Origin of the sequence: Piscibacillus salipiscarius (assembly GCF_042685285.1) — a bacterium.
In the GTDB taxonomy this organism is placed as follows: domain Bacteria; phylum Bacillota; class Bacilli; order Bacillales; family Alkalibacillaceae; genus Piscibacillus; species Piscibacillus salipiscarius.
In genome coordinates this window covers 55,091-81,842 of record NZ_JBHUMZ010000050.1, presented here as the reverse complement: position 1 = coordinate 81,842, position 26,752 = coordinate 55,091, and the positions used below count along the sequence as shown (strand labels likewise).

At 32.5% G+C, this 26,752-nt stretch carries 33 protein-coding genes and 1 tRNA gene; 6 read left to right on the top strand and 28 right to left on the bottom strand.

The annotated features are described in order from the left end of the window. Positions 1-367: 367 nt before the first annotated feature. Positions 368-898 (bottom strand): YceI family protein, encoded by a 531-nt coding sequence (locus tag ACFSW4_RS14445; RefSeq protein WP_054753923.1) that lies wholly within the window; start codon positions 896-898, stop codon positions 368-370. A 138-nt stretch (positions 899-1,036) separates the two neighbouring features. On the opposite strand from ACFSW4_RS14445, the gene ACFSW4_RS14440 reads away from it, so the two are divergent. Next, positions 1,037-1,366 carry a winged helix-turn-helix transcriptional regulator gene (locus tag ACFSW4_RS14440; RefSeq protein WP_054753925.1) on the top strand — a complete coding sequence of 110 codons (330 nt, stop codon included), beginning with the start codon at positions 1,037-1,039 and terminating at the stop codon, positions 1,364-1,366. Between the two features lie 138 nt (positions 1,367-1,504). On the opposite strand, the gene ACFSW4_RS14435 is transcribed toward ACFSW4_RS14440, so the two are convergent. The 7 genes from ACFSW4_RS14435 to ACFSW4_RS14405 form a co-directional block, all read right to left on the bottom strand. Further along, the gene (locus ACFSW4_RS14435; RefSeq protein ID WP_377330156.1) at positions 1,505-2,917 is read right to left on the bottom strand and encodes an alanine/glycine:cation symporter family protein; all 1,413 of its coding nucleotides are present in this window, start codon (positions 2,915-2,917) and stop codon (positions 1,505-1,507) included. Between the two features lie 90 nt (positions 2,918-3,007). Further along, a complete protein-coding gene (locus tag ACFSW4_RS14430; RefSeq protein ID WP_279401726.1) occupies positions 3,008-3,253 on the bottom strand; it encodes a GIY-YIG nuclease family protein in 246 nt (81 codons plus the stop codon). Positions 3,254-3,268: 15 nt separating this feature from the next. Continuing rightward, on the bottom strand, positions 3,269-4,114 hold the full coding sequence (locus tag ACFSW4_RS14425) for a gamma-glutamylcyclotransferase (protein ID WP_377330154.1): 846 nt from the start codon (positions 4,112-4,114) through the stop codon (positions 3,269-3,271). Positions 4,115-4,128: 14 nt separating this feature from the next. Then, a complete protein-coding gene (locus ACFSW4_RS14420) occupies positions 4,129-4,812 on the bottom strand; it encodes a CPBP family intramembrane glutamic endopeptidase (RefSeq protein WP_377330152.1) in 684 nt (227 codons plus the stop codon). Between the two features lie 137 nt (positions 4,813-4,949). After that, positions 4,950-5,048, bottom strand: coding sequence for a cytochrome bd oxidase small subunit CydS (cydS, locus tag ACFSW4_RS14415; protein ID WP_377330150.1), 99 nt, complete (start codon positions 5,046-5,048; stop codon positions 4,950-4,952). A 2-nt stretch (positions 5,049-5,050) separates the two neighbouring features. Then, positions 5,051-6,076 (bottom strand): cytochrome d ubiquinol oxidase subunit II, encoded by a 1,026-nt coding sequence (locus tag ACFSW4_RS14410; protein ID WP_054753931.1) that lies wholly within the window; start codon positions 6,074-6,076, stop codon positions 5,051-5,053. Then, positions 6,076-7,419 (bottom strand): cytochrome ubiquinol oxidase subunit I, encoded by a 1,344-nt coding sequence (locus tag ACFSW4_RS14405; protein WP_377330148.1) that lies wholly within the window; start codon positions 7,417-7,419, stop codon positions 6,076-6,078. Before ACFSW4_RS14405 ends, ACFSW4_RS14410 begins: the two co-directional genes overlap by 1 nt. 494 nt (positions 7,420-7,913) lie before the next feature. Here ACFSW4_RS14405 and ACFSW4_RS14400 point away from each other — a divergent pair, with 494 nt between their 5' ends. After that, positions 7,914-8,258 carry a DUF6176 family protein gene (locus ACFSW4_RS14400; protein WP_054753933.1) on the top strand — a complete coding sequence of 115 codons (345 nt, stop codon included), beginning with the start codon at positions 7,914-7,916 and terminating at the stop codon, positions 8,256-8,258. Between the two features lie 10 nt (positions 8,259-8,268). Further along, positions 8,269-8,709 carry a hypothetical protein gene (locus tag ACFSW4_RS14395; RefSeq protein ID WP_054753935.1) on the top strand — a complete coding sequence of 147 codons (441 nt, stop codon included), beginning with the start codon at positions 8,269-8,271 and terminating at the stop codon, positions 8,707-8,709. Here ACFSW4_RS14395 and ACFSW4_RS14390 read toward each other — a convergent pair. Next, positions 8,702-9,877 (bottom strand): substrate-binding domain-containing protein, encoded by a 1,176-nt coding sequence (locus ACFSW4_RS14390; protein ID WP_377330146.1) that lies wholly within the window; start codon positions 9,875-9,877, stop codon positions 8,702-8,704. The two genes, ACFSW4_RS14395 and ACFSW4_RS14390, sit on opposite strands and share 8 nt — an antisense overlap. Positions 9,878-9,900: 23 nt before the next feature. Beyond that, complete coding sequence (locus ACFSW4_RS14385) at positions 9,901-10,353, bottom strand: GNAT family N-acetyltransferase (protein WP_377330144.1); 453 nt, start codon at positions 10,351-10,353, stop codon at positions 9,901-9,903. A gap of 144 nt (positions 10,354-10,497) precedes the next feature. Between ACFSW4_RS14385 and ACFSW4_RS14380 the strand changes: the two genes are divergently transcribed. Then, a complete protein-coding gene (locus tag ACFSW4_RS14380; RefSeq protein ID WP_377330142.1) occupies positions 10,498-10,848 on the top strand; it encodes a DUF2200 domain-containing protein in 351 nt (116 codons plus the stop codon). 59 nt (positions 10,849-10,907) lie between these two features. On the opposite strand, the gene ACFSW4_RS14375 is transcribed toward ACFSW4_RS14380, so the two are convergent. After that, positions 10,908-11,099: a hypothetical protein gene (locus ACFSW4_RS14375; protein ID WP_054753937.1), complete on the bottom strand. Its 192-nt coding sequence runs from the start codon at positions 11,097-11,099 to the stop codon at positions 10,908-10,910. 99 nt (positions 11,100-11,198) lie between these two features. Between ACFSW4_RS14375 and ACFSW4_RS14370 the strand changes: the two genes are divergently transcribed. Beyond that, positions 11,199-11,271: transfer RNA gene (locus ACFSW4_RS14370), tRNA-Val, on the top strand. A 133-nt stretch (positions 11,272-11,404) separates the two neighbouring features. On the opposite strand, the gene ACFSW4_RS14365 is transcribed toward ACFSW4_RS14370, so the two are convergent. The 14 genes from ACFSW4_RS14365 to ACFSW4_RS14300 form a co-directional block, all read right to left on the bottom strand. After that, the gene (locus ACFSW4_RS14365) at positions 11,405-12,523 is read right to left on the bottom strand and encodes a site-specific integrase (RefSeq protein WP_377330140.1); all 1,119 of its coding nucleotides are present in this window, start codon (positions 12,521-12,523) and stop codon (positions 11,405-11,407) included. A gap of 110 nt (positions 12,524-12,633) precedes the next feature. After that, the gene (locus ACFSW4_RS14360) at positions 12,634-12,843 is read right to left on the bottom strand and encodes a helix-turn-helix domain-containing protein (protein ID WP_054753944.1); all 210 of its coding nucleotides are present in this window, start codon (positions 12,841-12,843) and stop codon (positions 12,634-12,636) included. Positions 12,844-12,919: 76 nt separating this feature from the next. Beyond that, positions 12,920-13,372 (bottom strand): hypothetical protein, encoded by a 453-nt coding sequence (locus ACFSW4_RS14355; protein ID WP_377330138.1) that lies wholly within the window; start codon positions 13,370-13,372, stop codon positions 12,920-12,922. Between the two features lie 58 nt (positions 13,373-13,430). Then, complete coding sequence (locus ACFSW4_RS14350) at positions 13,431-13,565, bottom strand: hypothetical protein (RefSeq protein ID WP_377330136.1); 135 nt, start codon at positions 13,563-13,565, stop codon at positions 13,431-13,433. Positions 13,566-13,610: 45 nt separating this feature from the next. After that, on the bottom strand, positions 13,611-14,021 hold the full coding sequence (locus ACFSW4_RS14345) for a hypothetical protein (RefSeq protein WP_377330134.1): 411 nt from the start codon (positions 14,019-14,021) through the stop codon (positions 13,611-13,613). Positions 14,022-14,079: 58 nt separating this feature from the next. Further along, positions 14,080-14,631 (bottom strand): hypothetical protein, encoded by a 552-nt coding sequence (locus ACFSW4_RS14340; protein ID WP_377330132.1) that lies wholly within the window; start codon positions 14,629-14,631, stop codon positions 14,080-14,082. A gap of 227 nt (positions 14,632-14,858) precedes the next feature. Further along, positions 14,859-15,551, bottom strand: a complete 693-nt coding sequence (locus ACFSW4_RS14335) for a hypothetical protein (RefSeq protein WP_377330130.1) — start codon at positions 15,549-15,551, stop codon at positions 14,859-14,861. A 143-nt stretch (positions 15,552-15,694) separates the two neighbouring features. Beyond that, entirely contained in the window at positions 15,695-16,225 is a 531-nt protein-coding gene (locus ACFSW4_RS14330; RefSeq protein ID WP_377330128.1) for a hypothetical protein, read from the bottom strand. Positions 16,226-16,314: 89 nt separating this feature from the next. Then, the gene (locus ACFSW4_RS14325; protein ID WP_054753956.1) at positions 16,315-16,851 is read right to left on the bottom strand and encodes a hypothetical protein; all 537 of its coding nucleotides are present in this window, start codon (positions 16,849-16,851) and stop codon (positions 16,315-16,317) included. Between the two features lie 687 nt (positions 16,852-17,538). After that, positions 17,539-18,609, bottom strand: a complete 1,071-nt coding sequence (locus ACFSW4_RS14320; protein WP_377330125.1) for a DNA cytosine methyltransferase — start codon at positions 18,607-18,609, stop codon at positions 17,539-17,541. 14 nt (positions 18,610-18,623) lie between these two features. Beyond that, positions 18,624-19,382, bottom strand: a complete 759-nt coding sequence (locus ACFSW4_RS14315) for a DNA-methyltransferase (protein WP_377330123.1) — start codon at positions 19,380-19,382, stop codon at positions 18,624-18,626. Positions 19,383-19,397: 15 nt separating this feature from the next. Continuing rightward, on the bottom strand, positions 19,398-20,630 hold the full coding sequence (locus ACFSW4_RS14310; RefSeq protein WP_377330121.1) for an McrC family protein: 1,233 nt from the start codon (positions 20,628-20,630) through the stop codon (positions 19,398-19,400). A gap of 12 nt (positions 20,631-20,642) precedes the next feature. Beyond that, positions 20,643-21,923: an AAA family ATPase gene (locus ACFSW4_RS14305; protein ID WP_377330119.1), complete on the bottom strand. Its 1,281-nt coding sequence runs from the start codon at positions 21,921-21,923 to the stop codon at positions 20,643-20,645. A 32-nt stretch (positions 21,924-21,955) separates the two neighbouring features. Beyond that, positions 21,956-22,720 (bottom strand): LAGLIDADG family homing endonuclease, encoded by a 765-nt coding sequence (locus ACFSW4_RS14300; RefSeq protein ID WP_377330117.1) that lies wholly within the window; start codon positions 22,718-22,720, stop codon positions 21,956-21,958. Positions 22,721-22,888: 168 nt separating this feature from the next. On the opposite strand from ACFSW4_RS14300, the gene ACFSW4_RS14295 reads away from it, so the two are divergent. Next, positions 22,889-23,767 carry a tyrosine-type recombinase/integrase gene (locus ACFSW4_RS14295; RefSeq protein WP_377330115.1) on the top strand — a complete coding sequence of 293 codons (879 nt, stop codon included), beginning with the start codon at positions 22,889-22,891 and terminating at the stop codon, positions 23,765-23,767. 95 nt (positions 23,768-23,862) lie between these two features. On the opposite strand, the gene ACFSW4_RS14290 is transcribed toward ACFSW4_RS14295, so the two are convergent. The 3 genes from ACFSW4_RS14290 to ACFSW4_RS14280 all read right to left on the bottom strand — a co-directional run bounded on the left by ACFSW4_RS14290 (position 23,863) and on the right by ACFSW4_RS14280 (position 26,641). Then, complete coding sequence (locus tag ACFSW4_RS14290; protein WP_377330113.1) at positions 23,863-24,624, bottom strand: HNH endonuclease; 762 nt, start codon at positions 24,622-24,624, stop codon at positions 23,863-23,865. A gap of 90 nt (positions 24,625-24,714) precedes the next feature. Further along, entirely contained in the window at positions 24,715-26,082 is a 1,368-nt protein-coding gene (locus ACFSW4_RS14285) for a PIN-like domain-containing protein (RefSeq protein ID WP_054753973.1), read from the bottom strand. Between the two features lie 235 nt (positions 26,083-26,317). Beyond that, the gene (locus ACFSW4_RS14280; protein ID WP_377330111.1) at positions 26,318-26,641 is read right to left on the bottom strand and encodes a type II toxin-antitoxin system PemK/MazF family toxin; all 324 of its coding nucleotides are present in this window, start codon (positions 26,639-26,641) and stop codon (positions 26,318-26,320) included. Positions 26,642-26,752: the final 111 nt, after the last annotated feature.

The following is a 26,752-nucleotide window of genomic DNA, read 5'->3' as shown; positions in this document are numbered from 1 at the left end:
AATCTATTTTTACCCATAAAGAAAAACACCTCCTAAATTGTCGATTAATATTACATACGACTTAGGGGGTGTTTTTTCCTGTCTCATATTATTGGGTCACTCTAATTTAAGCAGGGGTTTATTTATATATTCCGACACTATGTATATTTATTTATAACAATTACTCTCAGTACATGGACAATTCATTACTATATGCGAACAATTATTCTTGAAATACGGACAAATTCTTATTAGATACGAACAGTTATCCTTGGAATACGAACAAATTCTTATTAGATATGAACAGTTTCAGGTGAAATATAAACAATTTCTAATCAAATACAAACAAAACAAAAAAACGCCAGGCTCACCGCCTGGCGTTTACTAATTATTCTTCAATCACAAATTCGAATGCTGCATTAATATTAACTTCTTTACCAATTAATACGCCGCCAGTTTCTAATGCTGCATTCCAAGTAAGTCCGTAATCTTCACGATTGATTTTACCTTCAACATCAAAACCAGCAACCATGTTACCACCCATTGGATCTTTTGCAATACCATTGTGAACAACCTTGAAAGTCTCTTCATTAGTCGTTCCTCTAATTGTAAGGTCGCCTGTTACTTCGTATTCAGAGTCACTTACTTTCTTAACTGATTTACTTTCAAATACAATGTTAGGATGATTTTCTGCATCGAAGAAATCTGCTGATTTTAAGTGACCATTTCGATCTTCATTATTTGTCTCGATTGATGAAACATCTACGATCGCTTTAACACTAGCATCCTCCAAATGATTAACATCACCATTGAACTCGATGTCTACGTTTTGAAATTCCCCTTTTGCCTTTGAAACCATCATGTGTTTGACAGTGAAATAAACTGCACTGTGTACTTTGTCTAATTGAACTGTTGCCATTATTAAATTCCTCCTCTGAAATAATTAACTTACTTTATGTAAGTAAGTATATAATTAAAATTTAATTACGTCAAGTAACATTTAACTATTTTAAAAAGTTTCTTTTTAAGTTATAATAGGTAGAAAGAGGTGAATCATATGGCCGATACAAATATTTGCCCAAAATTTGAAAAAGCATTATCAATCTTAAACAAACGGTGGACCGGTTTAATCGTGTTTCAGCTACTGAATGGTTCACAACGTTTTTGCAATATTGAATCTGAAATTGGTATTAGTGGTCGCGTTTTATCTGAAAGGTTAAAAGATCTAGAAAAAGAAGGTATAGTCAAACGTACTGTTTATGATGAAACACCAGTTAGAATTGAGTACTCTCTTACTGATAAAGGGCTAGCACTCGAGCCAGTTTTAAGTCAAATTCAAAATTGGTCAGATAACTGGGTTCAATCAGATCGTGAATTGGTTAATTAAGAGTCCTATTTAAGGGCTCTTTTTTATTTCAATTCCCATCTGATAAATTTTTAAAACTTTCAGATTTGCTTGATTTAACCGAATTGATTTAAGCTACACTAAAAAACCGGACGCAAATAGCGCCCGGCCAACAAATCATTATTTATCTCTATCTTGTGCGCCCCACCATTCAACATTTTTAAGCCCAGGGACGTTATCTACATGGAATGATGGATCCTTTCCTTCTTTTCTCTGCTTGGTATAATCCTTAAGAATCGCAAAAGCAATTTTACTTAATAACAGGATCGCAATTAAGTTAACCACTGCCATCATTGCCATGAATAAATCTGCCATACTCCATACAATGTCTACTTTAGCTAAAGCACCAAACATCACCATACCTAATACTAAAAAGCGGTAAACATTTCTCCAAATTTTATTATTTTTCAAGAAGTCAATGTTTGATTCACCATAATAATAGTTACCAATTACAGAGCTAAAGGCAAATAAGAAAATCGTAACAGCTAAGAAAATGGTAGCCCAGTCACCAATCTGAGCACTTAAAGCCGTTTGCGTTAACTGTATGCCATCTTCAGTTGGGCTTGCAAAATCACTGTATAATAGGATAATGAAAGCTGTAAAGCTACACACAACAATCGTGTCAAAGAAAACGGCTAGTGATTGTACTAACCCTTGTTTGGCAGGGTGGCTAACCCCAGCTGTTGCAGCAGCGTTCGGTGCACTACCCATACCAGCTTCGTTTGAGAAGAGTCCACGTTTAATCCCTTGCATTAAGGCAGCACCAACTCCACCGCCAACAAATTGTTCAAGTCCGAAAGCATGAGAGAAGATCATTCCAAATATACGTGGAACTTCAGTAATATTCATAATGACGACGACTAGTGCAACAGCAATATAAATCACTGCCATAATGGGGACAATCGTCCCTGAAACGACCGCGATACGTTTAATTCCGCCAAAAATAATTAATGCAGCAAGAATAACTAAAACAATTCCTGAAACATAATGTTCAATATTAAATGCCTTTTCAACAGCTTCAGAAATTGTGTTAGCTTGAACCGCATTAAAAACCAATCCAAATGTCATTGTAATAAGTACCGAGAATAATACAGCCATCCAGCGTTGGCCTAGAGCCTTCTCAATATAATAAGCAGGTCCTCCGCGAAACCCACCTTTATCAGGTACTTTATATACTTGCGCCAGTGTACTTTCAATAAATGCGGTTGCCATACCAATTAAAGCAATCATCCACATCCAGAACACGGCACCTGGCCCACCAATTGCAACGGCTAACGCAACGCCCGCTAAGTTACCAGTCCCAACTCGAGATGCAATACTAATACTGAATGCTTGAAAGGCATTGGTCCCGCGTTTACCACTCTGTTCAACCGCTTCTTCACCAATGACCTTAAACATTTCAGGGAATAAACGAAACTGCGCAAACTTACTAAAGAACGTAAAGTAAAGACCTGCACCAATTAATAAATAAATTAAAATATAATCCCAAAAAAACGTGTTACCGTATTTAATAACGGTACTCAAAAAATCCATATCATTACAACTCCCTTCCAATTCAAATATCATATACCCAAATTTTATCAATCACTATCACAAAAAATAAATAATTTCATTAAAAAATGACTATTTAACTATGTCCAAATTGAACGATTGAATCATTTCTTCTTTGGTTTTCTTCGGTAATTTTTTAATATTCGCTTCGCGGCTCATGGCTTCTGATTTCGTCTCAAATACTTCATAATAAACGATTTTGACAGGAAGACGTGCACGTGTATATTTTGACGCCTTGCCTGCTAAATGCTTGGCGAGTCTATTATCCAAATTGTTTGTATATCCCGTATATAAAGATTGATCACAGCATCTTAACATGTATGTATAGTGCACTTAATCCCCCGCCCTTAATCGTTCAACACGTGAATTGATTTGTTTTAAATAAGTTTCAGACAAATGTCGTTTGCCGCCACGTACAATTTCATTTAGGTAATGATCAGGCGGCGCTATTTCTTCAAGTTTATCAATCACAATAAACGTTAACATGTTTAGTATTTCTCCATTGAAGGTCACATCCACAACAGCTGGTCTGTATAGTCCTATATAAACACCTTCACGATTATATAAATACTTTAAAGCTTGTTCAGTAATTTCATAGACAATACCTTCAACTTGATGGCCAGACATCTCCACAATATCAGCTCTTCCCCCATCATCTGCACGCACTGTGAATCTTAACTCATGTTCAGGTAGTAGCCCAAGTCCAAGTGTTTTAAACTGCGTTAACATGCCCGCTTTTTCAATTCGCTCGTGATCCATACAAGATCCGTAAGCAAAATAATGAGGCGTTCCTTGATCAAGCAGTTTCTTTAAACGCCAATCTCCAAAAGGAATTTCTTCAGTATTCTGAACCTCTTTTGGATAATAATATAATAATGCTTTAAACTCACCTAAGTCACTTAGTACAAGCTGTTCGGTTCTTTGATAATGATCGGTCTCAGATATACCTTGGTACCCTTCAAGCTTATCTATTTGTTTTAACACATCATGATCAACTTCATATAGTTCACCATATACATGGTCATCATTGTCTAATAACATAGCTGGATAATCGTATCCTGTATCAATAAGTCTCCCCTTCGTCCATGCCTGCTGTGAAACTAATTTAGCATCTTCTAATAGATGATGATTTCGTTCATATCGTCTTAGCGTTCCGTAAACAAAAACTAACTGCCCCATCTAATTCCTCCCTTTTACATTGACCAAAATAAATAAAACCCGATCGACACAACGGCAATATCTGCACAAATATGTAAAATCCATGAATTTAAGAAGTTATTGGATTTAGTATTTAACCAGTTGAAAATAAGTCCAACTACAAATAACCCGGCTAGTGCTAATAGGATCAGTTCGAAGTTAAACCATGTCGCAAAAATAGCCACATGATAAATCGCAAATAATGCTGAAGAAAAAATATAACCCAATACATGATAGCCGGATTGATAAAACTTTAGAAAAATAAAACCTCTAAAATAAAATTCCTCAAGAAGTGAATTTCCAAATGTAATATAGAGTGCAACGAATATGTACGTTTCAAGTGTAATATTAAGCCTGTTTTGCAAATCAAGTATGATTGTTTCACCATTAATTTGATCTTGCAGTAAAACATAAGCCGCTAATATAACAATCACCGAAAGTAAACCAAGGCCCACTCCATATTGTAGTCCTTTGACATCTACTTGGTTAAGCCTTAATGATTCAAAAAGTCGTTCTTTAAGCACTACTTTGATAAATACAATAGGAACGATTAAAAACAGAAGAATTTTAGCAAGCGTCTTCATAATGTATGATAATTCTAAAATTTGCTCAACATAAAATAACGCTAAGCAGCTAAGAATGGTTAAGACAATTACTTGAGTGATATGACGTTGCTTCAACGACCCCTCCCCCTTTATAAAAACTATTCTACTAATTCTAACTCATAAATAAAACAACTTTTATGTATTTTGACGAAGTCATATAAAAAAGCTGAACTCAAGATTAAATCTAAAGTTCAGCTTTTACAATATACTATTTATTTCACCGCATCGTCTTTTAAACCTGACCAAAATGCTAATACAATTGAGATGATCACCACAATAAACGGTGCGTACGTAATTAAGAAATGATCCATCATTAATACCTCCTCTGTTCTTCACCTTTGACGTAAGTTCTATTAAATAAAAATAATCTTGCGAGTAATAAGATTGACGGAACGAGTAAGGCAAAACCTGCAATAAATGCGATAATTAATGCTTGTGCCATGGCATCGTTCGTAAAGCCGTCGTAGATTGTCAAATACGGATACAGCAAGTACGGATAATGCGACACGCCATAACCGAAGAATGCTAATCCAAATTGAATAATTAAACTCCAAAACGCTAGACTATAATATTTTCTCCTCCACAAGAACAAGACGGTAATCGCAAAAAACACTCCCGATAAAGCGAACACCCACCAAATATCCATGATATTCGCAAAGTGTAGTTCATTGTGTTGTCTTAATTGCCAAATGATGAGTCCAGCTGATAGGATCGTTGGTCCGCTCCATGCCAGTGAGTATTTTCTTAAGATCTCTCGCGCTTTAAAGTCTTCAGCCACATCGGCATACGCCGTTAGAAAGGTCGCGGATATATAGAGTACACTGACCACACTTAAAATCACGATACTCCAGGTAAGCGGACTGAAGAATAATTCTTTATATAATAACACTGGATTTTCACCTACCATTTCTACAAAACCACCTTCAGAAATGGTTAAAACAATGGAAAGTGATGCCGGAATAAGCAAACCTGCTACACCATATAAAAGAACGTAAAACTTACTATCTTTAGCTCCATAAGTTTGAAACGCGTAATAAGACCCGCGAATCGCAAGAAGTACAATCGATATACTAACTGGAACTAACAAAACGGTTCCGTAATAAAATGCCGCGCTTGGGAAGAAGCCAACCATACCAACAAAGAAAAACACTAAGAAAACATTAGTCACTTCCCACACGGGTGATAAATACCGCTGTATGATATGGTGCAGCACGTGTTTTGTGTTTGCAATCTCACTATAGGCACTGAAAAAACCCGCTCCAAAGTCGATGGAGGCAATGATGATATAGCCGAACAGAAATAGCCACAGGACGGATACTCCAATAATCGCTAAATCCATTACCTCTCACCCCTTTCAATTGCGTGATCTTCAAGTTCTCGTTCAACCGGATTTTTCTTAAACATCCGAATGAGCACGATAATGCTACCAGTACCTAACACGATATACAGACCAACAAATAACCATAGCATCGTATCAACATATGCCGCTGACGTCGCTCCCTCTGGTGTCTTCATAAACCCACGGAGAATCCATGGCTGACGGCCAAACTCTGCGTAGAACCATCCCATTTCTATCGCTATGAAAGCGAGCGGCCCTGATAACACCAGAATGAAATTAAATAATTTATTTTTAATGACTTTCCATTTTCGTTTAACCGCAAGCCAGTAAAATGCTGAAATAAACGTTAACCACATTCCAATGGTGACCATTAAATCAAAGAAATAATGCACAATTAAAGGTGGGAGTTCGTCTTCTGGAAATTCATTTAACCCTTTCACTTCTGCAAATGGATCACTATGGGCTAAAATACTTAACGCATATGGTATCTTGATAGCTCCCTGCACCTCGCCATTTTCATCGAGCCAACCGAACATCATAAGAGGTGCACCCTCTTCCGTTTCAAAATGCCACTCTGCTGCAGCTAACTTTTCAGGTTGGTATTCGGCTAAAAATTTTCCGGAGAAGTCACCAACAATGACAGTTGCAATAGAAAAGATCAAACCCACTTTCATCATTAGATACAATGATTTTTTATGATAAATATGGTCTCGTCCTTTAAATAAATGAAACGCCGCAATGGATGCTAATACAAATGCAGACGTCATATAAGCAGTCGTTAATACGTGAGCAACCTTTGTTGGCGTTGCTGGGTTAAACATCGCAGCAATCGGGTCTACATTAACGAGTGCCCCATTAACTAAATCAAATCCTTGTGGTGTATTCATGAATGCGTTAACCATCGTAATGAAGAACGCTGAAAATGATGCCCCAATAGCAACTGGAATAAGAAGAAGCATATGCTTTTTCTGATTCTCAAAGCGGTCCCACGTATATAAATAAATCCCTAAGAAAATCGCCTCAAAAAAGAACGCGAACGTTTCCAAAAATAAAGGTAAACTGATCACATGACCTGCTAATTCCATAAAGTTCGGCCAAAGTAGTGATAACTGCAGTCCAATAGCTGTACCCGTTACGACACCAACAGCAACAGTAATCACGAACCCTCTTGTCCACCTTCTAGCTAATAAAATATAGTGCTCATCATTCTTTTTAATGCCAATCCACTGAGCAATCGCAATCATGAGCGGGATCCCTACACCAATCGTCGCATACAATATGTGAAATGCTAACGTTAATCCTGTTAGCGTTCGGCTAAAAAAGACCGGATCGTATTCCATCATCAGACTAGCACCCCCTATATTAGAAAAGACGACCTAAAATCGAAATCAACATAATAATTGCTACAACAAAACTGAGGATGATCAACCATTTTTCATGTTTCTTATACATGTACATCTCCCCTTCACGCTCTATCATACCTCATTTAGTTCTTTAACAACTCATTAGTCAGTTAACGCTTTGTTACGAAGAGTTGAGGATTTTGTGAACTATTTCACAACTTGTTTATACAAACAAGCTGACACTTCATATTATACTAATGTTACTAAAATTCTAAACTTTACAATTATTAACTTTTACTTTACATTTAAGGTTGTATATCTCTATTAAACTAGTTCTCTTATTTCATATATTATATTTATTACATCAAATACCCTTTAATAACTTTTAAATTTTTATATCAATAAAAAGCCCAAACATGAAGAAAGACAATTTATTATCCGAACAAAAAGAGTAGGCACACCTACTCTTTTAACTCAATTAAGGGAGGATTTACATGAATATAGAACTGACTCGTTTTCGAGTTAAATCAGGTAAATCACAACAAGTCGACGAATGGATGGCATTTTTAAATAAGCACATGGATGAAGTGCTTCTGACCTTAGAAGATGAAAAAATGTATGTAGAAAATATTTTTCGTGAAACAACTGATAGAACTGAATATCTTTATTGGTACTCGATTGAAGGAGAAGGTGGTCAAAACGTAGAAGAATCCGAACATTGGATTGATCTTAAACACTTAGAATACTGGAATGAATGTATTGATGATACATATGAGCCGATTGACTTAAAATTAGAGGTATTGATGATTCCTGAGAGAATACGCAAACATTTAAGGTAAGGATGATTCTATGCCCAAAACTATTATAGCTTTAATAGTCATTTCGCTAACTTTGATGTTCATCATTGGTTGGTATAGTCCATTATCTAATTTAAACACCGAATCATACATCAATCATGGACCAACCATTCAAGACCACATAGAAGGTTTAAGAGCTTTAAACAGGCATGCTAGTAAACATTCTCTTGAACTTACAAACTATTATATAGAACATATTGCTCAAGAGCTTGAAGAAAATTGGGTTCAAAAACAAGAGCCTGATTATGATCAACTATTTGCGGATGTTAAACATGTTCGTATGATCTTTCAAGGTCTTGTCGGTACCGTTAACTATGGAAGTGAAGAACGTCAATACCTTGAAGATAGCATTAATCACATAAGATTAATAGAATCACTTATAAGACAAACAAAAGCAGAAAAAGTTGATGTTATGATTGACCTACCTAATTGACTGGAACATAACCGACCTTCTCAATTATTGCCTGGCCTTGATCGGACAGAATCCAATCAATTAACGAATCGACATTTGGGTTTTCCGTGCCAGCTGTAATGGCATAAAATTCAGCAGCAAATGGATACGAATCGTCTTGAATAAATTCTTTTGTCGGCTCAACGTCATTCACTTGGATTAGCTTAATTTTTCCGTTATCAACCATTTCGTTTGCGAAGAATCTAAATGAAAATCCAATTGCATTTTTACGGTTGCGATAATTCGATGTCTCCTTAACTATTCCGCCCATTCCTGAAACCACATCGTCTGTTGGAGGTTCCATTAAGTGGGAGCTATCCATCACCTTTTTTAACATTGTCTGGGACCCGCTACCTTCTGGCCTTTGAAAAGCTCGGATTTCGACGTCCTCCCCTCCAACTTCTTTCCAGTTTGTAATGTTACCTGAGTAAATCCCTTGAATCTCTTCAACCTTCAGTGAATCAACTGGATTGTCCGCATGTACAAAAAAGACAAACGCCTCCCTGCCAATTGGTGTCATATTTAACGCTTTATCCTCACGTTCAAACATTTTTTGTTGCTCCTCAGAAGGTCCAGCTGCAAAAATTAGATCGGCCTCGCCTTTTAAAAGATTTTGATAGGCCCCAGTCGTTTGATTAGCCATGACTTCACTGTTATGTAGTGCATAATCTTTTTCGGGATAAACCATTCTAGCAAAACTAGAATATACCGGGTAAAGCGCTGTTGCCCCGTCCAAAATTGGCAAATCATCTTCAATTTGTAGCGTTGATTTTTCATCGAGCTTAACTGCTTTAGTGTCATTAGCGAAAGGTTTATACTCACTTAAATCCACATCTTGAGTACTTACGACCTCTAATGAATCTAGATAATACGCATACCCTAGCTGACCGACAAATATAAGTAGACAAATGCCGAAGTAAACCGCCATGGATATCACTAATTTCTTCAATTTAACTAAATTAAACACACCTAAAATCCAAAAGACGATAATCCCTAATGCGACAAGTATAATGAGCGCAGCCATCAAATTACGACCAGTTGAGACGGTCATCAGTGTGTAGATGCCCGCAAAAAAACTTACCATGACTACTCCAATTATAAAAATTATTGTTGCTAGAACTTTGACACCAGTCCAAATATGTTTATCCATCGTATTCCCCTTCTAATTAACCTTTATAAATATAGTGTTAAACGAATCATATCTCGGCACTGAATACCGTTCTCATAAATTTCTTCTTCATAATTTCTTATGAAAAAGTCTTGATCAATGCCCGTTATTCTAAAACCGCACTTTTGGTAGAGAGCTAATTGATGAATACTAGAGTTCCCAGTTCCGATTTCTATTTTTTGATAACCCTCACGTTTGGCCTGCTCAATAGCATCCATTATCAAACGTTTACCAAACCCTCTCCCCTGATGTGATTCTGAAACGGCTATATTTATGAGCTCGATCGTACCAGTCTCAATTGGAATTAATACATAAACACCTATTACGTCACCTTCATCTTCTGCTATAAAACACTCACCTTGAACTAGATAATCGTTAACCAATTCAGGAGAAGGATCAGCTAATAGTAATAAATCCATTGGTGCAGGTTCTTCTTGAGTTAGTTTTCTAATTTTCATAATCGTTCACCTGTAAGAAGAATTTGTTTGATTTTTCTAAACATAACATCATTTTACCATAACTTGTTAATCTCGCAGTGGGATTATTTTTGCAATAATAGGCTTATGTTATGATAGTTAGAAAGAACTTTAGGAGTGATTGATATGGCAAAACATAAAATATATACGATGAGCTTCTCAAGTGTCTATCCCCATTACATTAAGAAAGCTGAAAGAAAAGGACGCACTAAAGAAGAAGTAGATGAAATCATTCACTGGCTTACTGGTTATAGTCAGGATGAATTAGAAAAACAACTTGATCTGCAGGTAGATTTTGAAACATTCTTTGAAGAAGCACCTAAAATGAATCCTTCACGCACGATGATTAAAGGTGTTATTTGTGGGGTGCGAGTGGAAGAAATTGAAGAACCACTTATGCAAGAAATTCGTTATATGGATAAGTTAATCGATGAATTAGCGAGAGGAAAAGCCATGGAGAAGATTTTACGTAGATAATTTGTCGGTATAAAAAAGAGCATCAAATTATAGACATAATTTAATGCTCTTCTAAAAAGTCATTCTTCTTTTATTTGTTTCAATAAACTAAAAACTCGTTTGGCGTACACAATTGCTAAATATCCTGTACCAATGACAAAAATCACGCCAAAAGCAATGAATAAATGCAATAAATATTTCGGTGCTGATAAGGCAACAGTTGCAATTAACAGGCCACCAATTAATAAATACGTTAGAATTCTTGCGATCATTTGAGAATCCTCCGTCTTAAAAAAGTATTGACAAGTTAAGTATAAACGATTATATTAATATTTGTCGATTGATTTTAATTGAATATTTTTCAACAATACGACTCCGTAGCTCAGCTGGGAGAGCGCCACCTTGACAGGGTGGAGGTCGGTGGTTCGAGCCCACTCGGAGTCATAGGGTGCCAAACCTAACTAGACCCCTTTCGCTATATAGCCTGAGGGGTCTTTTCATATTTATTAAAGAATGTTATAAAAACAATATGTTTTTTAAAAAAACAGTTTTTGTCGGCATTTTGTCGGCATTAGAATTATTCACCAAATAAAGTATCTAACTTTTTTATTGCTTCTTTTTGCATATTTGGTAATAGGTGTGCGTACGTATCGAGGGTTATTCTAATACTTGCGTGCCCAAGTCTCTCTGATATGATTTTTATATTTACATCTGCTAATAGAAGGAGACTAGCGTGAGTGTGTCTTAAATCGTGAAATTTAATTCTAGACACACCTGACTGTTCTATATGACTATATAATAATCTTAACAAGTTCCTGGGGTGGCATGGGGTTCCAATTTCAGTACAAACAACAAGATTATTATCTTGATAATGATTTTGGTTATCTACTTTTTCTAATTCAATAATTTCTTTGTGTTTAAGTAACTCTTCAATAATGTATTTATTTAAAGAAATGTTTCTCATACTTCCTTTATTCTTTGCACCACTTTCTATTTTTCCTTTGTGTGTAAGTTTTTGTTGGACTGTTAGATAACTTTTTTCAAAATTTATATCTTTCCAGCGTAGACCTAATATTTCTCCTTGTCTCATACCCGTATATACTGCTAATTTATAAGCAATAGCATATCTTGAAGCACCTTCTATACTCGATATAAATTGTTTAACTTCGCTGGTACTCCATACTTTGACTTCCTTCATCGTGTTTTCCTTTGGCTTTTCTATTGAATCTGCAAAATTAGTACTCAATAATTGCATTCTAACAGCGTATTGTAAGCTAGAGCGGACAACTGAATATATTCTTTTTACTGAAGAAGAGGATAGGTTCTTATCATAAAGTGTGTTAATAAAACGTTGAATAATGAAAGGGGATAACTTATTTAATTTATACGAGCCTATACCTGGGTTTAAATGAATCCTAAAATAGGTTAAATATAACTCTTTTGTAGCTTCTGAAATATCTTTTTTTGTGTTTATCCATTGATTAAACAATTCTTGATAAGTTAAGTTTTTTGTATCAGTATATGTTCCTTCCATAAAATTTCTTTTTGCTTTTATCATTGCTTCTTCAGCTTCTTTTTTGGTTCTAAATCCTCTTTCTCTATATCTTTTTCTTTTCCCATTTTCATCCAAGCCTAATTCTACTTCAAAATACCATTTTTCTTTCTTTTTTATATTCTTATCTTTATAAACTGGCATTATATTTCACTCCTTACCATTAGTGAATCTATTTTAACTTAAGTAAATAATATATGTTGAAAATGAATAGGGGTTGCAAAGTGCAACCCCTTTATGTATTATCTTGCTAATTAATATGTTGTTTTTGTTTCGTTTTCAAGCCACTTAAAAAATTCATTTTTCGATACTTTTATTCTTTTACCGACCTTTACATAATGGAATTGATTAGAATTTATCAATTCATAAGTTTGATTAATGCCTATTCCTAATATATTTTTAATATCTTTGACGTCTAAAACTAACGGTAGTTCATCTTTTGAACGAATTATTACGTTATTCATCTTTATTACTCCTTTTTAACACATCCTTGTGTATCACCCTTTTTAATTTAATTATTATCGTAACTTTATAAACCTCTTAATGTTTAAAGTCTCTTTCTTCTTGATAAATACTTTTAATTCTTGCATCAATACATTCAAGTACTTCATTATATATAAATATATCTATAATTCTATTATGTAGTGAGTAATTTGAGTGAAAATAATCTAAAAGTTCATTCTCACTGGCATAATAATTTTCATCCAGAATTAAACCTTCTTCAGATTGTTCTAACCTACTTATTAATTCGAGTTCATCATCTTCATACAATTGTTCCAATTCAAATTGAGTTATTCCTTCTACCATTTTGAATATATCTATATCTCCCTCGTGATGTTCATTCGATATTCTTGGATAGACCGAGGTCTTTTTATCGATATTATTATATGTATATACAATTGAGACATTTCCATCATGCTCAATCCATAAGTTCAAAGTTTCTCGTATTACTTCCATACTATCTAATTGTTCTAATCGGTTGTTATTAGACATTTACAGTCACTCCTTCTTCTGAAATTTTTAATTCCTAGTAATGAATCTTTGTATTGTATTAAATATTTTCCAACTTACTTTCACCATTGCTAGCTGCATCAAGCACTTTAATATCAGCTAAGGATTCAATTTTATCTTTAAGCGCATATAATATAACTTTAATATATTTATCATCTAATACAAATTTGCTCATTTCTATAACCATTAATGTTTGAACAATCAAATGTAGATGTTTTTCTTATGATGATTTCCATAATTTCAAATTACGTAATATATCATTATCATTATTTTCATAAATGCTAAGGACGTTGAAGTATTCTGCAAATAATATTTTTTCTTCTTGAGAATATTCTCTCCACTCATCTTCATCCGAAAGCAATTTACTATCAAATATAATAGGTGTAACGAGATTAAATAAGCCTTCCAAAGCGTCAATTGATTCTTCTAGAGAAATTGGATTGATAGTATATAAAATAGTATCTCCTTTATGATATTCGTAAGTGGTATATGGATAATATTTAATAGAATTATCAATAAAATTATACATACAATCGACTTCCACTTCACAATCATAATCAAAGAAGGTTTTCAAAGTTTTTGCTATTATTTCATTTATACTCACAGTGTCTAAAACATTAATATCTTTCATTTTTTATCATCCTTTCAAATGGTCTTGATTACCTATTTAAGCAACTTTATTATTACTATTAAAATAATAAGTCAAGTTCATTTTCTTTCTGATAATTATCATTAGTCTCCATATTCTCACGTATTTCATTTTCATATTCATGAGGAGATTGTGTTTCATATTCAATTTGACTTTCAATAGGAAGCCGTACAACCCTTTCTAATAAATCATATAGGCTAAATGAATGAAGTATTTCTTTAATATTCCTCTCACTTATCTGTAACATCTGTAATTGGATTGATATCTTTTCTTTTCCTAAATTTTCAAGAACCCTACTTGCGTACTTATCAAAATTGACTTCCACAAAATTCATATTCCTATCTTCGGTATTTAACTTTTCATAGACATAACTTCTGTAATTTTGCCAATCAATGATAAGCACTTCCCATATAATGTCACATCTGATAAGTTGAAAAAGCATAGTGATACAACTATAGTCATTTGTTTCAAACGTAATTATTACTCCGTTGTTATAATTAATTCCTGACAAACTATGTCCAACATCTATATAAAAAAACTTATCCTTACTATTATGTTCATGTATACTGATTAATGTTTTCCAAGTAATCATTGTTGTTCCTCCTCATTTAATTTTGAAATGTGTTTGTGGATTAAAAGTGGGGAGAAGATAGAAAGATTATATCTCCTCCGATGTTATAGCTATCTATTCTTCATTAATTAATAGGTAATTCTCCTTGCTAAGGAAATCAGAAATCATTCACTTTAATATGTATTTGAGCTTCTTCAAAAAGACTCAAATTTAAAAATTTCATAACTCACATATGGGTTATAAGAATGCTATTTAAAATCAGGTTTAATTTCTGTATATCCTTCTATAATGTTCCTTTCCACACTAATGATATTGCCAGCCCAATCTCCAACGAATGAAGTTGCTTGGTTAAATTGTTCATACAATAGTTTTAACTCTGCAATAATTTCTTCTTCTTTAATTTTTGAGTTCATTTCATTTAGTCTATTTTCACAAATGGTAATTTTGTTATTTATTTCTTCATATTCTGCATTTGTATAATCACCCATACCACGACCATTGCCACTACAAGTTAATAGTGGAAGTGGGTGATTTTTTAAACCATCTTCACTATTAGGCACTTTATTTATGTCTACATATTGTTTTTTACAATGATTAACTATATAGGAATAACTTTGAGTAAATTTAAAACTATTAAATTCGAAAAAAGGTGTTAAACAATTAAAGTGGTCAGTTGAATAGTGATAAAGGTTATAATCTCCTTTTTCATCCATAAAACTTTCAGACTCAAATTCATCTAGATAAATTCTTTCATCCATGTAATCACCAGCCCAGACGAGTCGAGACTTATACCATGGATTTCCTTTTGAAAATAGCCTTGCTATTGTTTCTACAAACTCATTCCCTATATAACTGTGTTGCATTAGCTTTGCACCACTTCCTCTAATTGGGTATAAAAACTCTTGTCTATCGAGATTAACTGCAATAAAATATTGTCCCATTGTAAATCACTCCTATTAATAATATATTCTTCTAAACAATTTCTTTTCTTGGCATTATCCATTTCCAAATTATATATAACAGATTATAATTCTTCTATTGTAAGAAGCTTTATCTTGAATGAGGGAGCACAATTTTAGTACCTCTACAACTGACATGTCTTCCATATTAAATCTTTATAAGATAAAAACTCATAGCCCTCACCTATTAGTAACTGATACAATGTTTCATTTAAATTGATGAAATGAGAATCAATATCTATATCATCTTCAGGAAATTCCATAAAACACTTCTCTTTCTCATTATTGACACTGACAGTTTCCTCTTCTACATTAAGCAAACTATCAATTTCCTCTTGGCTAAAAGGTATAAATACATCATTCTTTATTCTCATAGCTAGGCTAACATCTGAATTATCAAGAGAAGAACTATATTTCAAAGATAAGGTACTATCTTGATAGCCTTCACATTTCAATTCACATATTAAATTCTGAACTAGGTTTTGTTCCTCTAATAAATTAAACATTCTGTACCCAGCAATAATTTGAACCTCAAAGTTATGTTCACTAATGTCTGTTTCAAAAATCTTTCTAAACATCATGCTCCTAATAGCCAAATAAATAAGAGATATTCCAGCAGTTTCAAATATATTACCTTCACTAAGTTTTTTACTCATTTCTATCACTCCATTGTTTGTATTTAATACGTTTAACTTATAATTTAAAAAGGGGGGGAGAAGGAGATAGTTACCCCTTCTATTTATAATCAAATTCCAAATCCAACTGAAAACTGAATTCTATGTATCATTCTTTGAGCACTTTCATGTGTCTCTCCATTTTGTATTGCGTGTTCATACACAGCGTCACATATTTCCTTAAGCTTCTTTTCATTCGGTTTTAATTTTGTTAGGATGCCTAATGGTCCTTTACTCATTACTTCGTATTCAAATATACATGGTAATATAATTGCCATTGTTTCGAACTCGACCGATAAGTAATAAAATATGTGTGGTTTCTGTTCGACTAACTTTCTAACCCACCGTCTTATCTCTCTAATTTCATATATTTCTCTTGAATCATAGTCATAACCTTGGAACATTAAAACTACTTTATTTTTGAATTTAGTTTGGTGTTTTTCAATTTCCGAAAAAGCTTTTAAATGCTGTTTAACATTTCTATTAGTAATTTTTGATTTGCTGATTTCTAAACAAATATAATTTGTCGTAGCTATGTTTCCACTTTTTATTGTTTCTAACGTGCTACCTTCACCAAATTGCTTCATAATTTCTAAATTATTAAACATGATTATCTCCTCCATTAATTAATTCATTAATTATTTTATTATCGAATATAGTTAAATTTAGTTTCTGGTCTTTTTACTAGGACCAACTTTACAGTATGTAGAATTTATTACTTTAAAATAATTAAGTAGCAGCAGTATTATGATAGTCGGCTAAATGCCTTATGCTTCTTTAAACCACTCACGGGAACCAATTGAACCATTTATCCCTTTAATAGGGCGACTATCAATTCTCTTAAGGTGTCTATTTAGTTTTCAAGGTTCTAAGAGTTGCGGTTTAGATTCACATTGTAATCACCCCCTTAAATAATTTTTTGCATACAAAAAAACCAGCTTTCCTAATGTAAGTATTTAACAATTCAATCAATAAGCTAATTTGGGCATACGTGTAGTGAGACCACGTCTAAAAATAGCTTTATTATGATTTAAAATTGTTTTTTAAACTTCGTTTAAAGGCGCAATGCACCCCTATTACGAGTTCAAAAACATACTTATCATTAGGAAAACTGGTTTGTTTTTCCAAATGTTAAATTTTACAAAACACTGAATATTACTTATGGATTTCCTCTATTAAACACCTCCAAAAATTTAGATTGATTACATAATACTATATTACACGATAAGTTGTCAATAAATAATTTAATTATCACATTAAAAACTCTAAAAAAAAACGAGACAAGATTGTCTCGTTTAAATAATTATTTTTTCATTTTTTTTAAAGTCTAACAGAATTTCTGTAGCTATAGCCTTTGCGAGTAAAGGCGGTACAGCATTTCCTACCTGTTTCATCTGTGAAGTCTTTGAACCGTAAAATATAAAGTCATCTGGAAAAGACTGAATTCGTGCTGCTTCTCTGACAGTTATAGCCCTATTAAGATATGGGTGAGTAAATCTACCCGATGATGGAGTGTCAAATCTAGTAGTAATAGTTACAGAAGGCTGGTCTTCTATCATTCTTGACCATGTTCCACTATAAATAGATTTAGTTAAATGCTCCTTTGGCAGTACTTCTCGTCCCTGACCAGGTGCTATCAAGTTCATTCGTTCTATCGCCAATGTTGAATGGTTAGTTGCTTTATGGTTATAAAGTGTCTTAGAGTTTCTCCTCATCAACTTCTGATAGTTTGACTTTGGTTCAAATTTGTATTCTTGTTCTTCAACTCCTTCGCCAGAGTTCAGAAAACTTAAATCAGATATTGCATCTTTAACATTTACTTTTTCAGATATGTTTAGAGGTAAAGCTATATTTGAGTTGTATTTGCCTATTATGAATGCTCTTCTTCTTAATTGAGGAACACCATAATCATACGAATTCAGAATATCTGAATCCAATTTATAGCCAATGGTCTCAAACATTTCAAATATTTGTTTTTTGAAAATACCTTTTCCAGAAGTTAAAAGATTTGGTACATTTTCCATAATAAAATACTTTGGTCGTAAATACTTAACAACCTTAAAGAAATACTTAAAAAGATAATTTCTTTCGTCATCCATGATTTTTCTAGAACCTTTTTGAGAAAAACCTTGGCAAGGAGGTCCACCGACTACTATATCTATATTCCCTTTCAAATCTCCAAAAATTGAATTTATTTCAAGCTTTGTAATATCATCATTAATCATCTGTACTTTTGGGTGATTCTTAATATATGAGTTTGCAATATCTTTATCTATTTCATTTGATAAAACTACATTAATCCCTGCTTCTTGCAGTCCTAATGATAATCCCCCAACACCAGAAAATAAATCAACAGCCTTTAACATCAACACACCTTCTTTTAATCTAAATCAATAGCAATCTGTTGTTCTAAAGTTTCTTCAATTCTATTTGTAGCTATTTTAAAATACTCTTTATCAATTTCACAACCAACAAAATTTCTATTTAACCTTTTCGAAACAATTCCTGCAGTACCGCTACCCATAAAGGGGTCTAATATTACATCATTTTCATTACTTAGAAGATTAACGAAATGTTCAAACAGAACTTCGGGTTTCTGAGTCGGGTGAATTCCATACTTTTTTTCGTTTCCACGAATAACAGATGTTTCTATAAAATCATGTATAGCTTTTCCTTTATTATTAAAAGTTCCCGTCTTCCCTTTATTAACAAAGTAAATCCAACCCTCTGTAGAATTAATAAAGTGTAAGTTCATATTTCTTGGCATAGGATTTGTTTTATGCCAAACTCCAGTTGTTTTATAATAAAACTTATGCTTTGAAGCCAATTCAACTATTGTTTCTATTTTCATTAGAGACATAAAAATTATCATTGAACCTCTTTTTTTCAAAACCCTATTGGCTTCTTCAAAAAAAGAATCCATATGGTTCTTCCATTCTAAATATTCTAAATCGTCCCACCCAGCTTCTCCAAAAAAATTTTCACGCATTTTTTTTAAATTTGTTTGTCTATCTTTCATAAATTTACCTAAATTATAGGGTGGGTCGGTTAAAATAAGGTCGATACTCTCATCCTTCAATTCTTTAAGAACAGATAAGCAGTCATTATTGTATAATTGTATTTTAATTTTACTAGTCACTAAATCACCTGCTTATTATTTTTCAACAATATATTTTAATGAATTTAAAAAAGCTTGTCTATTTCCAAGCTCTGTTAAATCAACCGTTTCTATTTTCAATCGTAGAGTACTTTGTTGATTATTAAACTTATATTCCCCAACCATTTTATCATTGTTATAGGTTTTCGGATATAACAAAATTGCGTTTGTAATATTAGGAAAAGAATTTAAGTATGAGTTCATCTGGTATATATCTGACTCATCAGCAAATCTATGCACTTGCTTCCACTTAGTGTCTATAATTAACCTAGCTGATGAGATGTTTAATATTATGTCAGGTCTTAAATTTATTTTTTTATGACCTGTTTCAGTTTTTGTTAGTAGATATTGACTTCCGTATTGATATGAAACCTTTTTGTAAATTCTCTTATACATCTTAAATATAAACCTTTCGAATAATTTATTCATATCAAATAGCATTAAATCGACTTTAACTTTACCAGCCGACATTTGAATAGATTCTCCCAAAATAAATAATTTACAGTAATCTAAAATAATTTTATAGCGAATTGATTGTCTGTCCCAGTTTATTGTATCAATATCTGATATATTAATAGTTTTGAGTTCAACACCATCAAAATGAGGGTAAAGCTTACTTATTAACGAAATATTTTTTTGTTGACTTACTAACCTTTTTAAAAAATGCAATGTATATTTGATTGTTTGATTAATGATGTTATTGTTAGTGAATTTCGAATATCTACAATAAAACTTGTTTTTCAAAACAGTATTCTTTTTAATATGATTTGAGAAATCAATACTACCCTTAACAGTAGGTAAGTTTTTCTTTACTTTACTATATGAGCCAACAAGACCTGATTGAATTTGTTTTTCCAATTCTTTCAAAAATATTGATGCCAAGACATCAATAAAACCTTGACCTCCATAAGAAACATTGGCATCAATATTTTTTCTTAACGGAATATCATTTGCCACTTTCAGCATTTTTATAAGGCTATCTTTAACAATAGCTTTATTATCACTATCAGCTATTTTAGGAAGTATTTCAATTGTGATATTAGGTGTACTTATAATTCCAACCCAATGCTGCGGAGTTATATAATTACTACCCCACTTAAATATTTGTTTGCCTTGGTTAATTTCAATTCTTTTTAGGTACTCTGCGTCTTGTCTAGAGATTTGGCATCTACTCTCATTATTAACATTGGAGATGAAAATTTTTTGGTGCTCAATTACTTCTAAATTCATAAATATACCTCTTTAATTAGAATAGACTTTAATAATTGAACTTTTTTTAATACTATTACTTGTATAATAACTTCTCTTATCCTCAAACTCATAATCACCCAGAAAATCAAATAATTCTGCTACTTCCAATTCCTCATGTCGATAAATAGCATCATCTTTTATTTCTCCATCTTCATCTAAATCGTTCAATATCAGTTGGATTTTTTGCAAATCATCGTAAAAATACTCTTCCAGTAAAGGTATTATTTGACTGACTATGACTTCCCTTATATCTATGAAAGACCTGACATTCATAAAATATGCATGACCAACTACAAAGTTTGAATCCAACAACACTTCAATTCTCTTATTAATCACTTCTAAAAGCTTAACTAAGTCTATTCCGTCAATATTGGTTGGCTCCAACTCAAAACTTTTTATTTTGTCTGAAAGTAAGTTAAGGTTAAAAGTTGTATTAATGAATTCAAACCTTCTTCTTAATGCAACATCAATCAAAGCAATACTTCTATCTGCTGAATTCATAGTACCGATTATGTCAATATTTTCAGGTACGCCAAATTTTTCTTTCGAATATGGAAGGTTTACCATGAGCTGATTAACTTCTTCCAAACGTTTATCTTCTTCAATTAAAGTAATTAATTCACCAAATATCTCTGAGATATTACCACGGTTTATTTCATCAATGAATATCGCATAGCGATTATGTGAATCAGCTAATGCTTCATTACATAATTGTTTGAAAACGCCTGGTTGAACAGTATATTTAATTTCTCCACTTTCAGCCATATCCTCATCGTCAATCACGGGTCTTATTCCTTCTACAAAATCCTCATAAACAAATGATTGGTGAAATGTAACAAACTTATATCTTTCTTTTACACTTTCTTCCAAAAGATAATTCTTGTAAAACTGATAATCGTAAGATAATAGATTGTCTAACGCTACAAACCATTTGTCATCCTTCTGAGTAAATACTTGAGGTTCTTCTGGTGTAAACATACTTGAAATAATTGTTGAATGTTTATTTAATATTGATGAGACTCCTTTATTTAATTCATGTGTTGAAGGAATTGACAATGTATCAACTTTTTCTTGTATTTTATCGCTAGACATTAAATTATTTCCCTGAAGTAGAATTAAAGTAATTAATAACCATTCCTCAGATGTATCAATATAAGCATTAACTATTTCTTCATCACTGATATTGAAAACTGTATAATTAGATTTTAGTTGTTGCATCATGTATGTTTTTCCAGTTCCAGGTGGTCCGTAGTAAATGATATTTTTACCCATACTTATCCTCCAATTTTGTTACGTCTCATTAACTAAAATAATGTATCTTGATTACTAGAAATATATTTTAGACTTGGTAGTATATCGCTTGAATTCATTAAGTCATAATGACTTGGTAAATTACTTGTTGCACTATTAAAACGAGTCGGAGAAATGAATCCAATATTTAACAGGAATTCTATATGTTTAATTCTTATTTGTTTCTTTCTTGGAGCTGAAGTACTATCTCTTCTGACTCTAGCAGTTGCCTTAGAATTAATATTTGCCTCAATTCCTAAATCATTTAATACATTTGCTACTATGTCTCTAATTGCATCATTATTATAATCTAGTGCAATAAATTTAGCTGTTTTATCGTAAGAACCTCTACCATCAAAAACTCCAACTAAGAACGCTCTTTTCACACTGACATCTGAACTTAGTAATGGGTCAGTAATGTCATTAACTAGTTGTTCAATATCATAACTCTCACTAGTTTGTTCAAAGAGAGTAACAACTCCCTTTTTTCCTGCATTAAATTTAACAATTGGAAAACCTTGTTCTATATAGAAATCAGTTAATTGCGTTAGGTCATCTTTGCCTAAAAACCTTGCTATTTCCTTTATGTAATTATAATGTTCTTCCAAATCTTGATAGTTATAATGTGTTGGGTTATGCCGTACAGGTGCTTGCCAATATACATTATTGTTTGATTGAGTTTGTTCATTTGCCATTAGCAGCCCTAAAAAATAAGCTGACTGATTGGTTAAAAATTTCGTTCCTAAGTCAAGTCCTGTTTCTACTGTTTGAATACTCATCATTACTCCTCCTTGTTCTTCTACATACTTATCATTTAATTACCATTATACGATAAGTTCTTGGAAAAAGCAGGGGATTATGATAAGATTCCATGTCTTTTAATTATAACTCATCGTTATAATGACAAAATAAACTGAGCGTATAATATTTTAAAGGAGAGGGTTCTTATGCAATATCAGAAGGAATTTGAAAACTTCTTAGAAAACGAGGATAGAAGTACCAGAACCATAAATAGCTATATAGATTCACTGAGTAAGTTCGAAGGTTGGTTGAATGTAAATTATGGAATAATTGATTTAGCAATAGTTTCATTTAGAGAAATAAAAGAATATAGGGAGTATTTAAATGAAAATTATGCTCCCACCTCTGTTAATCAGAAATTATCTTCAATAAAAACGTTTTATTCCTTTCTACTAATTCAAAAAGTAATACAGAATAATCCTTCCTCTAAAATTAAGTTAATAAAAGTAGAAGAACACTTTGAAAACCAATATCTCACGAGGACAGAAGAACTTAGGGTTTTAGCTGTTGCAAGAGAAACTAATACACTAGCATACACCCTTGTACTTATCTTGCTAAAAACTGGGGCAAGAGTTTCAGAAATATCAAACCTCCTAATATGTGATATGTCATTGGAAGAAAACCCGACAATATTAATTCGAAACAGCAAAGGGAAAAAAAGTAGATATATTCCAATTAGTTCAGACGTAGTTGAATCATTAAATGAATGGCTAAAGGAAAGGGGAAAATCACAAAAAATTTACCACAGGAGAAGTAATTACGTTTTTATCTCACAACGTAGTGAAAAGTTAAGCGTACGTGGAATTCAACTAATTCTCAATCGAATTGGGGAAAAGGCAAACATTAAGCTATATCCTATTAGATTTAGAGCAAGTTTTGCTAATAACTTATTACAAAATACCACTATTCCAATAAATATTTTGGCTAACTTAATGGGTCATAGTAATGTGAATACCACCCAGAGATACGCTAGCCCGTCAATGTTAGATAAAAGGAAATATCTCGAAAAACTAAGTGAAATATAAAAGACACGCATACAAACCAGCGTGTCTTTTATGTACTCAACATAAAATTATTAATAGAATTTTAAGTAATGAGGCAAGACATCCACCTCCAGTAATTAATCTTTATAATAGCTGAAAAGTTCTTCTAAGCTAATATTAATCCCACTGGCTTTCAGTCTGTCACTTCTGCTACTGAATAAACTTTTTAAGACTTCTTTCTTTTCCTCAAGCAGCCCATAATGTAGTTTTTTATGGCAGATTAAACACAAAGAAACTATATTAGCATGTATATCTAGGCTAAAATCAAAATGCTCTTGAAATGCTATAGGGATTAAATGATGAGCCTCTACATAATTTCTTTGATTAAACTTAGAGATAAAGTGTTGATGTTGGTTATTGACCTCGCATAGATAATTAGCATAAGCAACAGCCTCACTTGCATATCTAGGGTCTCTATACCACACTTTCCTATTGCTTACTGATTTATGAGTTGGCTTCTCAATAGGCTTGTCTACAATGTTTCTTATATTGTCCTTATCAGGTTTCTTATGTAAATATTGCTCAAAGTCCAATTCTTCCTTTAATAGTTCTGCTTGAAATCCCCTAGCATTACTATGTTCTATGTATCTTTTGAAATGCTTGAAAGCTGTACTATACATTCTATTTCCTTTATTGTTTTTCTTTATAAATTCAGGATTAGAAAGAATTACATCTATAAATGTAGAGTCATTCAGATTATATAGATTCTTATCCTCCAGTCCATAACCTTCTAGCTCAGAGGATATAGTGTCTATTGCTCCTGCATATCTACCTATGGAATAAGGCTTTAATTTAGCCTGAGTCTCTAAGTACCTAGCAAAATCTTCTTTGTTCATCATTATTTGAACCTCTCCCCTCACTTGCCACACCTAATTCTTACAATAAAAAGGAAAGAGCAATAAAGCTCCACCCTCACATCTTAAAAACATCTAAAATGGTAAACCATCATCCTCTAATTCATAAATTTCATTTTTAAGCTTTTCAACAAACTCTAAGAGCATAATACCTTTTGGTACTGTTTCATCAGGCATCTCACTATACATTCTATCTCTATATTCATTTGCTTTAGTATAATCTAAAGTTCCAAGAGTAGAGATTAAGTCTATGGCTTTATTCACTATTCTTGGAGATGCTATATTTAATGCCCATGAAATTGCATCATCATAAATATGAGTAGAAAAAGCCTTATCATTCTCACTAAAAGCAATTTTTAATTCATTTTTAAAGTGAGCTTTCTCCTCCTCAACTAAATATTCCATTAACTTATTTATCTGTACATCTTTGAACTGCTTACTAAGAGAAGACACTACACCTATTCTGTATGCCATTAATTTAGCATTTTTTCTCTTCATTTCTTCTACCTTATCATCTGATTTTCTTATATGTTCCAGCTCTTTGTTAAAGTTCTCTACTTCTTGCTCTGGTACACCATCGCCCCAATATTCTCTTGCATACTTAACAAATTCATCTATTCTATACATATAAAATTTTTGTGATGTTTTTTCTAAAAATTCATGAATCAAATTAGGTTGAGGTCTTTTGATACCTCTTTTATCTTTTTCCCACCAATCTTCTTTTTTATCTTCAGTAATAAAAATTATTGGAGTTGAATGTTGGTCACCTTTAGCTTTGTCAATCATTTGATTCCATAAAATTAAGTCACCATATTTTTGAGTATATTTCAATGTACCATAAGTTCTTATATTTTCTTTGTTATTGTCTTTCGCATCTTCCCATCCTGGTGGAACCTCATTATGGTATCTTTCTCCACCTTCATTTTCTATGGAATTTATCTTATCTTGGGTATATGGATGTCCCACAATTCCATCCATCAACTCCAAAACCTTTTTCTCTGTATATTCAGCTTTTGGTAACTCATTAATTTCCTCAGTTATCTTTTCTTGTACCTCATCAATTGATTTTTTCAACTCATCTATAAAATACTTGAATTTGGATATTTCTATGTAAGGATGTGAGCTTTCAATTGTCGAAAATGCTTTCTCAGCATCCTTGTTTAGTTTAAGGAGTTTTTCCTTTAAAGAGTTATATCCTTCTGTTTGCTTGGACATATTGCTTTCATAATTGTGAAAGTATTCTAATGCTACCTGATGAGGAATCCACAACCTCTCTTCAATTTTTAATCTCATTAGTATATTAAACAAGGTCTCAGATTGTTTAGATGAAAACTTATAGAAATAAATTAGGATATTGGTATCTACTACAACTAAGGCATTTTCCCACAAATTTTTAAACTCTTCATCAGAGTAGCCAATAAACCCTTTGAAATTTTCTAACACTTATAATCCTCCTATTATGCGAGTTTTTCTTTCTCCTTCCTAATTAAGGAATATTAACTACAAGTATACAATATTATACATTCAATTTAAAAAAGGAGACATTTCTGTCTCCTTTCCTTACTACTCCTCTGTCTGTCCTGCTTTATGGTCTCCTACTCTTTTGTACTAATGTTACCCTATACATTCGCTAAGTTAGTAACAGTACAAATAAACAAACAAAAAAACAGCCATGTTATTACGACTGTTTTACACTTATCAAGCTTTGATTTAAAGTATCCTGTATTTTCCATAACTCATCAGAAAGAATATATCCAATAAATGATTGTAATCTCTTTTTGTCTATCGTAAATACTAAATCAAAATCCCACACAAAAAATCCTCTCTTATCTTTTTCCCCATTAGATACTACGACAATTGTGCAAGGACTATGTTTATTTCCCTTGTCGTTTTGTATAACTAGTACTGGCTTTAAAGTACCATATTTGGATGTTAATAAACCTTTTAAATTTGCTAATAATATCATTCCTCTTTTTACATCAAACTCACTCTTAGATTTCAAAATAATGCACCTCTTTTTAAATAAGATGCAAAATTATATAATGAAACCTTTTTATATCGAAATTAGGCTCATTCTTATATCTTAATTTGACATTTATCTTTATCAATATAT

Excerpts from the sequence above, each read along its gene's own strand:
- ACFSW4_RS14445 (WP_054753923.1), bottom strand. The coding sequence starts at position 898 with ATGGCAACAGTTCAATTAGACAAAGTACACAGTGCAGTTTATTTCACT.
- ACFSW4_RS14440 (WP_054753925.1), top strand. The coding sequence starts at position 1,037 with ATGGCCGATACAAATATTTGCCCAAAATTTGAAAAAGCATTATCAATC.
- ACFSW4_RS14435 (WP_377330156.1), bottom strand. The coding sequence starts at position 2,917 with ATGGATTTTTTGAGTACCGTTATTAAATACGGTAACACGTTTTTTTGG.
- ACFSW4_RS14430 (WP_279401726.1), bottom strand. The coding sequence starts at position 3,253 with ATGTTAAGATGCTGTGATCAATCTTTATATACGGGATATACAAACAAT.
- ACFSW4_RS14425 (WP_377330154.1), bottom strand. The coding sequence starts at position 4,114 with ATGGGGCAGTTAGTTTTTGTTTACGGAACGCTAAGACGATATGAACGA.
- cydS (WP_377330150.1), bottom strand. The coding sequence starts at position 5,048 with ATGGATCATTTCTTAATTACGTACGCACCGTTTATTGTGGTGATCATC.
- ACFSW4_RS14410 (WP_054753931.1), bottom strand. The coding sequence starts at position 6,076 with ATGGATTTAGCGATTATTGGAGTATCCGTCCTGTGGCTATTTCTGTTC.
- ACFSW4_RS14405 (WP_377330148.1), bottom strand. The coding sequence starts at position 7,419 with ATGATGGAATACGATCCGGTCTTTTTTAGCCGAACGCTAACAGGATTA.
- ACFSW4_RS14400 (WP_054753933.1), top strand. The coding sequence starts at position 7,914 with ATGAATATAGAACTGACTCGTTTTCGAGTTAAATCAGGTAAATCACAA.
- ACFSW4_RS14395 (WP_054753935.1), top strand. The coding sequence starts at position 8,269 with ATGCCCAAAACTATTATAGCTTTAATAGTCATTTCGCTAACTTTGATG.
- ACFSW4_RS14390 (WP_377330146.1), bottom strand. The coding sequence starts at position 9,877 with ATGGATAAACATATTTGGACTGGTGTCAAAGTTCTAGCAACAATAATT.
- ACFSW4_RS14385 (WP_377330144.1), bottom strand. The coding sequence starts at position 10,353 with ATGAAAATTAGAAAACTAACTCAAGAAGAACCTGCACCAATGGATTTA.
- ACFSW4_RS14380 (WP_377330142.1), top strand. The coding sequence starts at position 10,498 with ATGGCAAAACATAAAATATATACGATGAGCTTCTCAAGTGTCTATCCC.
- ACFSW4_RS14375 (WP_054753937.1), bottom strand. The coding sequence starts at position 11,099 with ATGATCGCAAGAATTCTAACGTATTTATTAATTGGTGGCCTGTTAATT.
- ACFSW4_RS14365 (WP_377330140.1), bottom strand. The coding sequence starts at position 12,523 with ATGCCAGTTTATAAAGATAAGAATATAAAAAAGAAAGAAAAATGGTAT.
- ACFSW4_RS14360 (WP_054753944.1), bottom strand. The coding sequence starts at position 12,843 with ATGAATAACGTAATAATTCGTTCAAAAGATGAACTACCGTTAGTTTTA.
- ACFSW4_RS14355 (WP_377330138.1), bottom strand. The coding sequence starts at position 13,372 with ATGTCTAATAACAACCGATTAGAACAATTAGATAGTATGGAAGTAATA.
- ACFSW4_RS14350 (WP_377330136.1), bottom strand. The coding sequence starts at position 13,565 with ATGAGCAAATTTGTATTAGATGATAAATATATTAAAGTTATATTATAT.
- ACFSW4_RS14345 (WP_377330134.1), bottom strand. The coding sequence starts at position 14,021 with ATGAAAGATATTAATGTTTTAGACACTGTGAGTATAAATGAAATAATA.
- ACFSW4_RS14340 (WP_377330132.1), bottom strand. The coding sequence starts at position 14,631 with ATGATTACTTGGAAAACATTAATCAGTATACATGAACATAATAGTAAG.
- ACFSW4_RS14335 (WP_377330130.1), bottom strand. The coding sequence starts at position 15,551 with ATGGGACAATATTTTATTGCAGTTAATCTCGATAGACAAGAGTTTTTA.
- ACFSW4_RS14330 (WP_377330128.1), bottom strand. The coding sequence starts at position 16,225 with ATGAGTAAAAAACTTAGTGAAGGTAATATATTTGAAACTGCTGGAATA.
- ACFSW4_RS14325 (WP_054753956.1), bottom strand. The coding sequence starts at position 16,851 with ATGTTTAATAATTTAGAAATTATGAAGCAATTTGGTGAAGGTAGCACG.
- ACFSW4_RS14320 (WP_377330125.1), bottom strand. The coding sequence starts at position 18,609 with ATGTTAAAGGCTGTTGATTTATTTTCTGGTGTTGGGGGATTATCATTA.
- ACFSW4_RS14310 (WP_377330121.1), bottom strand. The coding sequence starts at position 20,630 with ATGAATTTAGAAGTAATTGAGCACCAAAAAATTTTCATCTCCAATGTT.
- ACFSW4_RS14305 (WP_377330119.1), bottom strand. The coding sequence starts at position 21,923 with ATGGGTAAAAATATCATTTACTACGGACCACCTGGAACTGGAAAAACA.
- ACFSW4_RS14300 (WP_377330117.1), bottom strand. The coding sequence starts at position 22,720 with ATGAGTATTCAAACAGTAGAAACAGGACTTGACTTAGGAACGAAATTT.
- ACFSW4_RS14295 (WP_377330115.1), top strand. The coding sequence starts at position 22,889 with ATGCAATATCAGAAGGAATTTGAAAACTTCTTAGAAAACGAGGATAGA.
- ACFSW4_RS14290 (WP_377330113.1), bottom strand. The coding sequence starts at position 24,624 with ATGATGAACAAAGAAGATTTTGCTAGGTACTTAGAGACTCAGGCTAAA.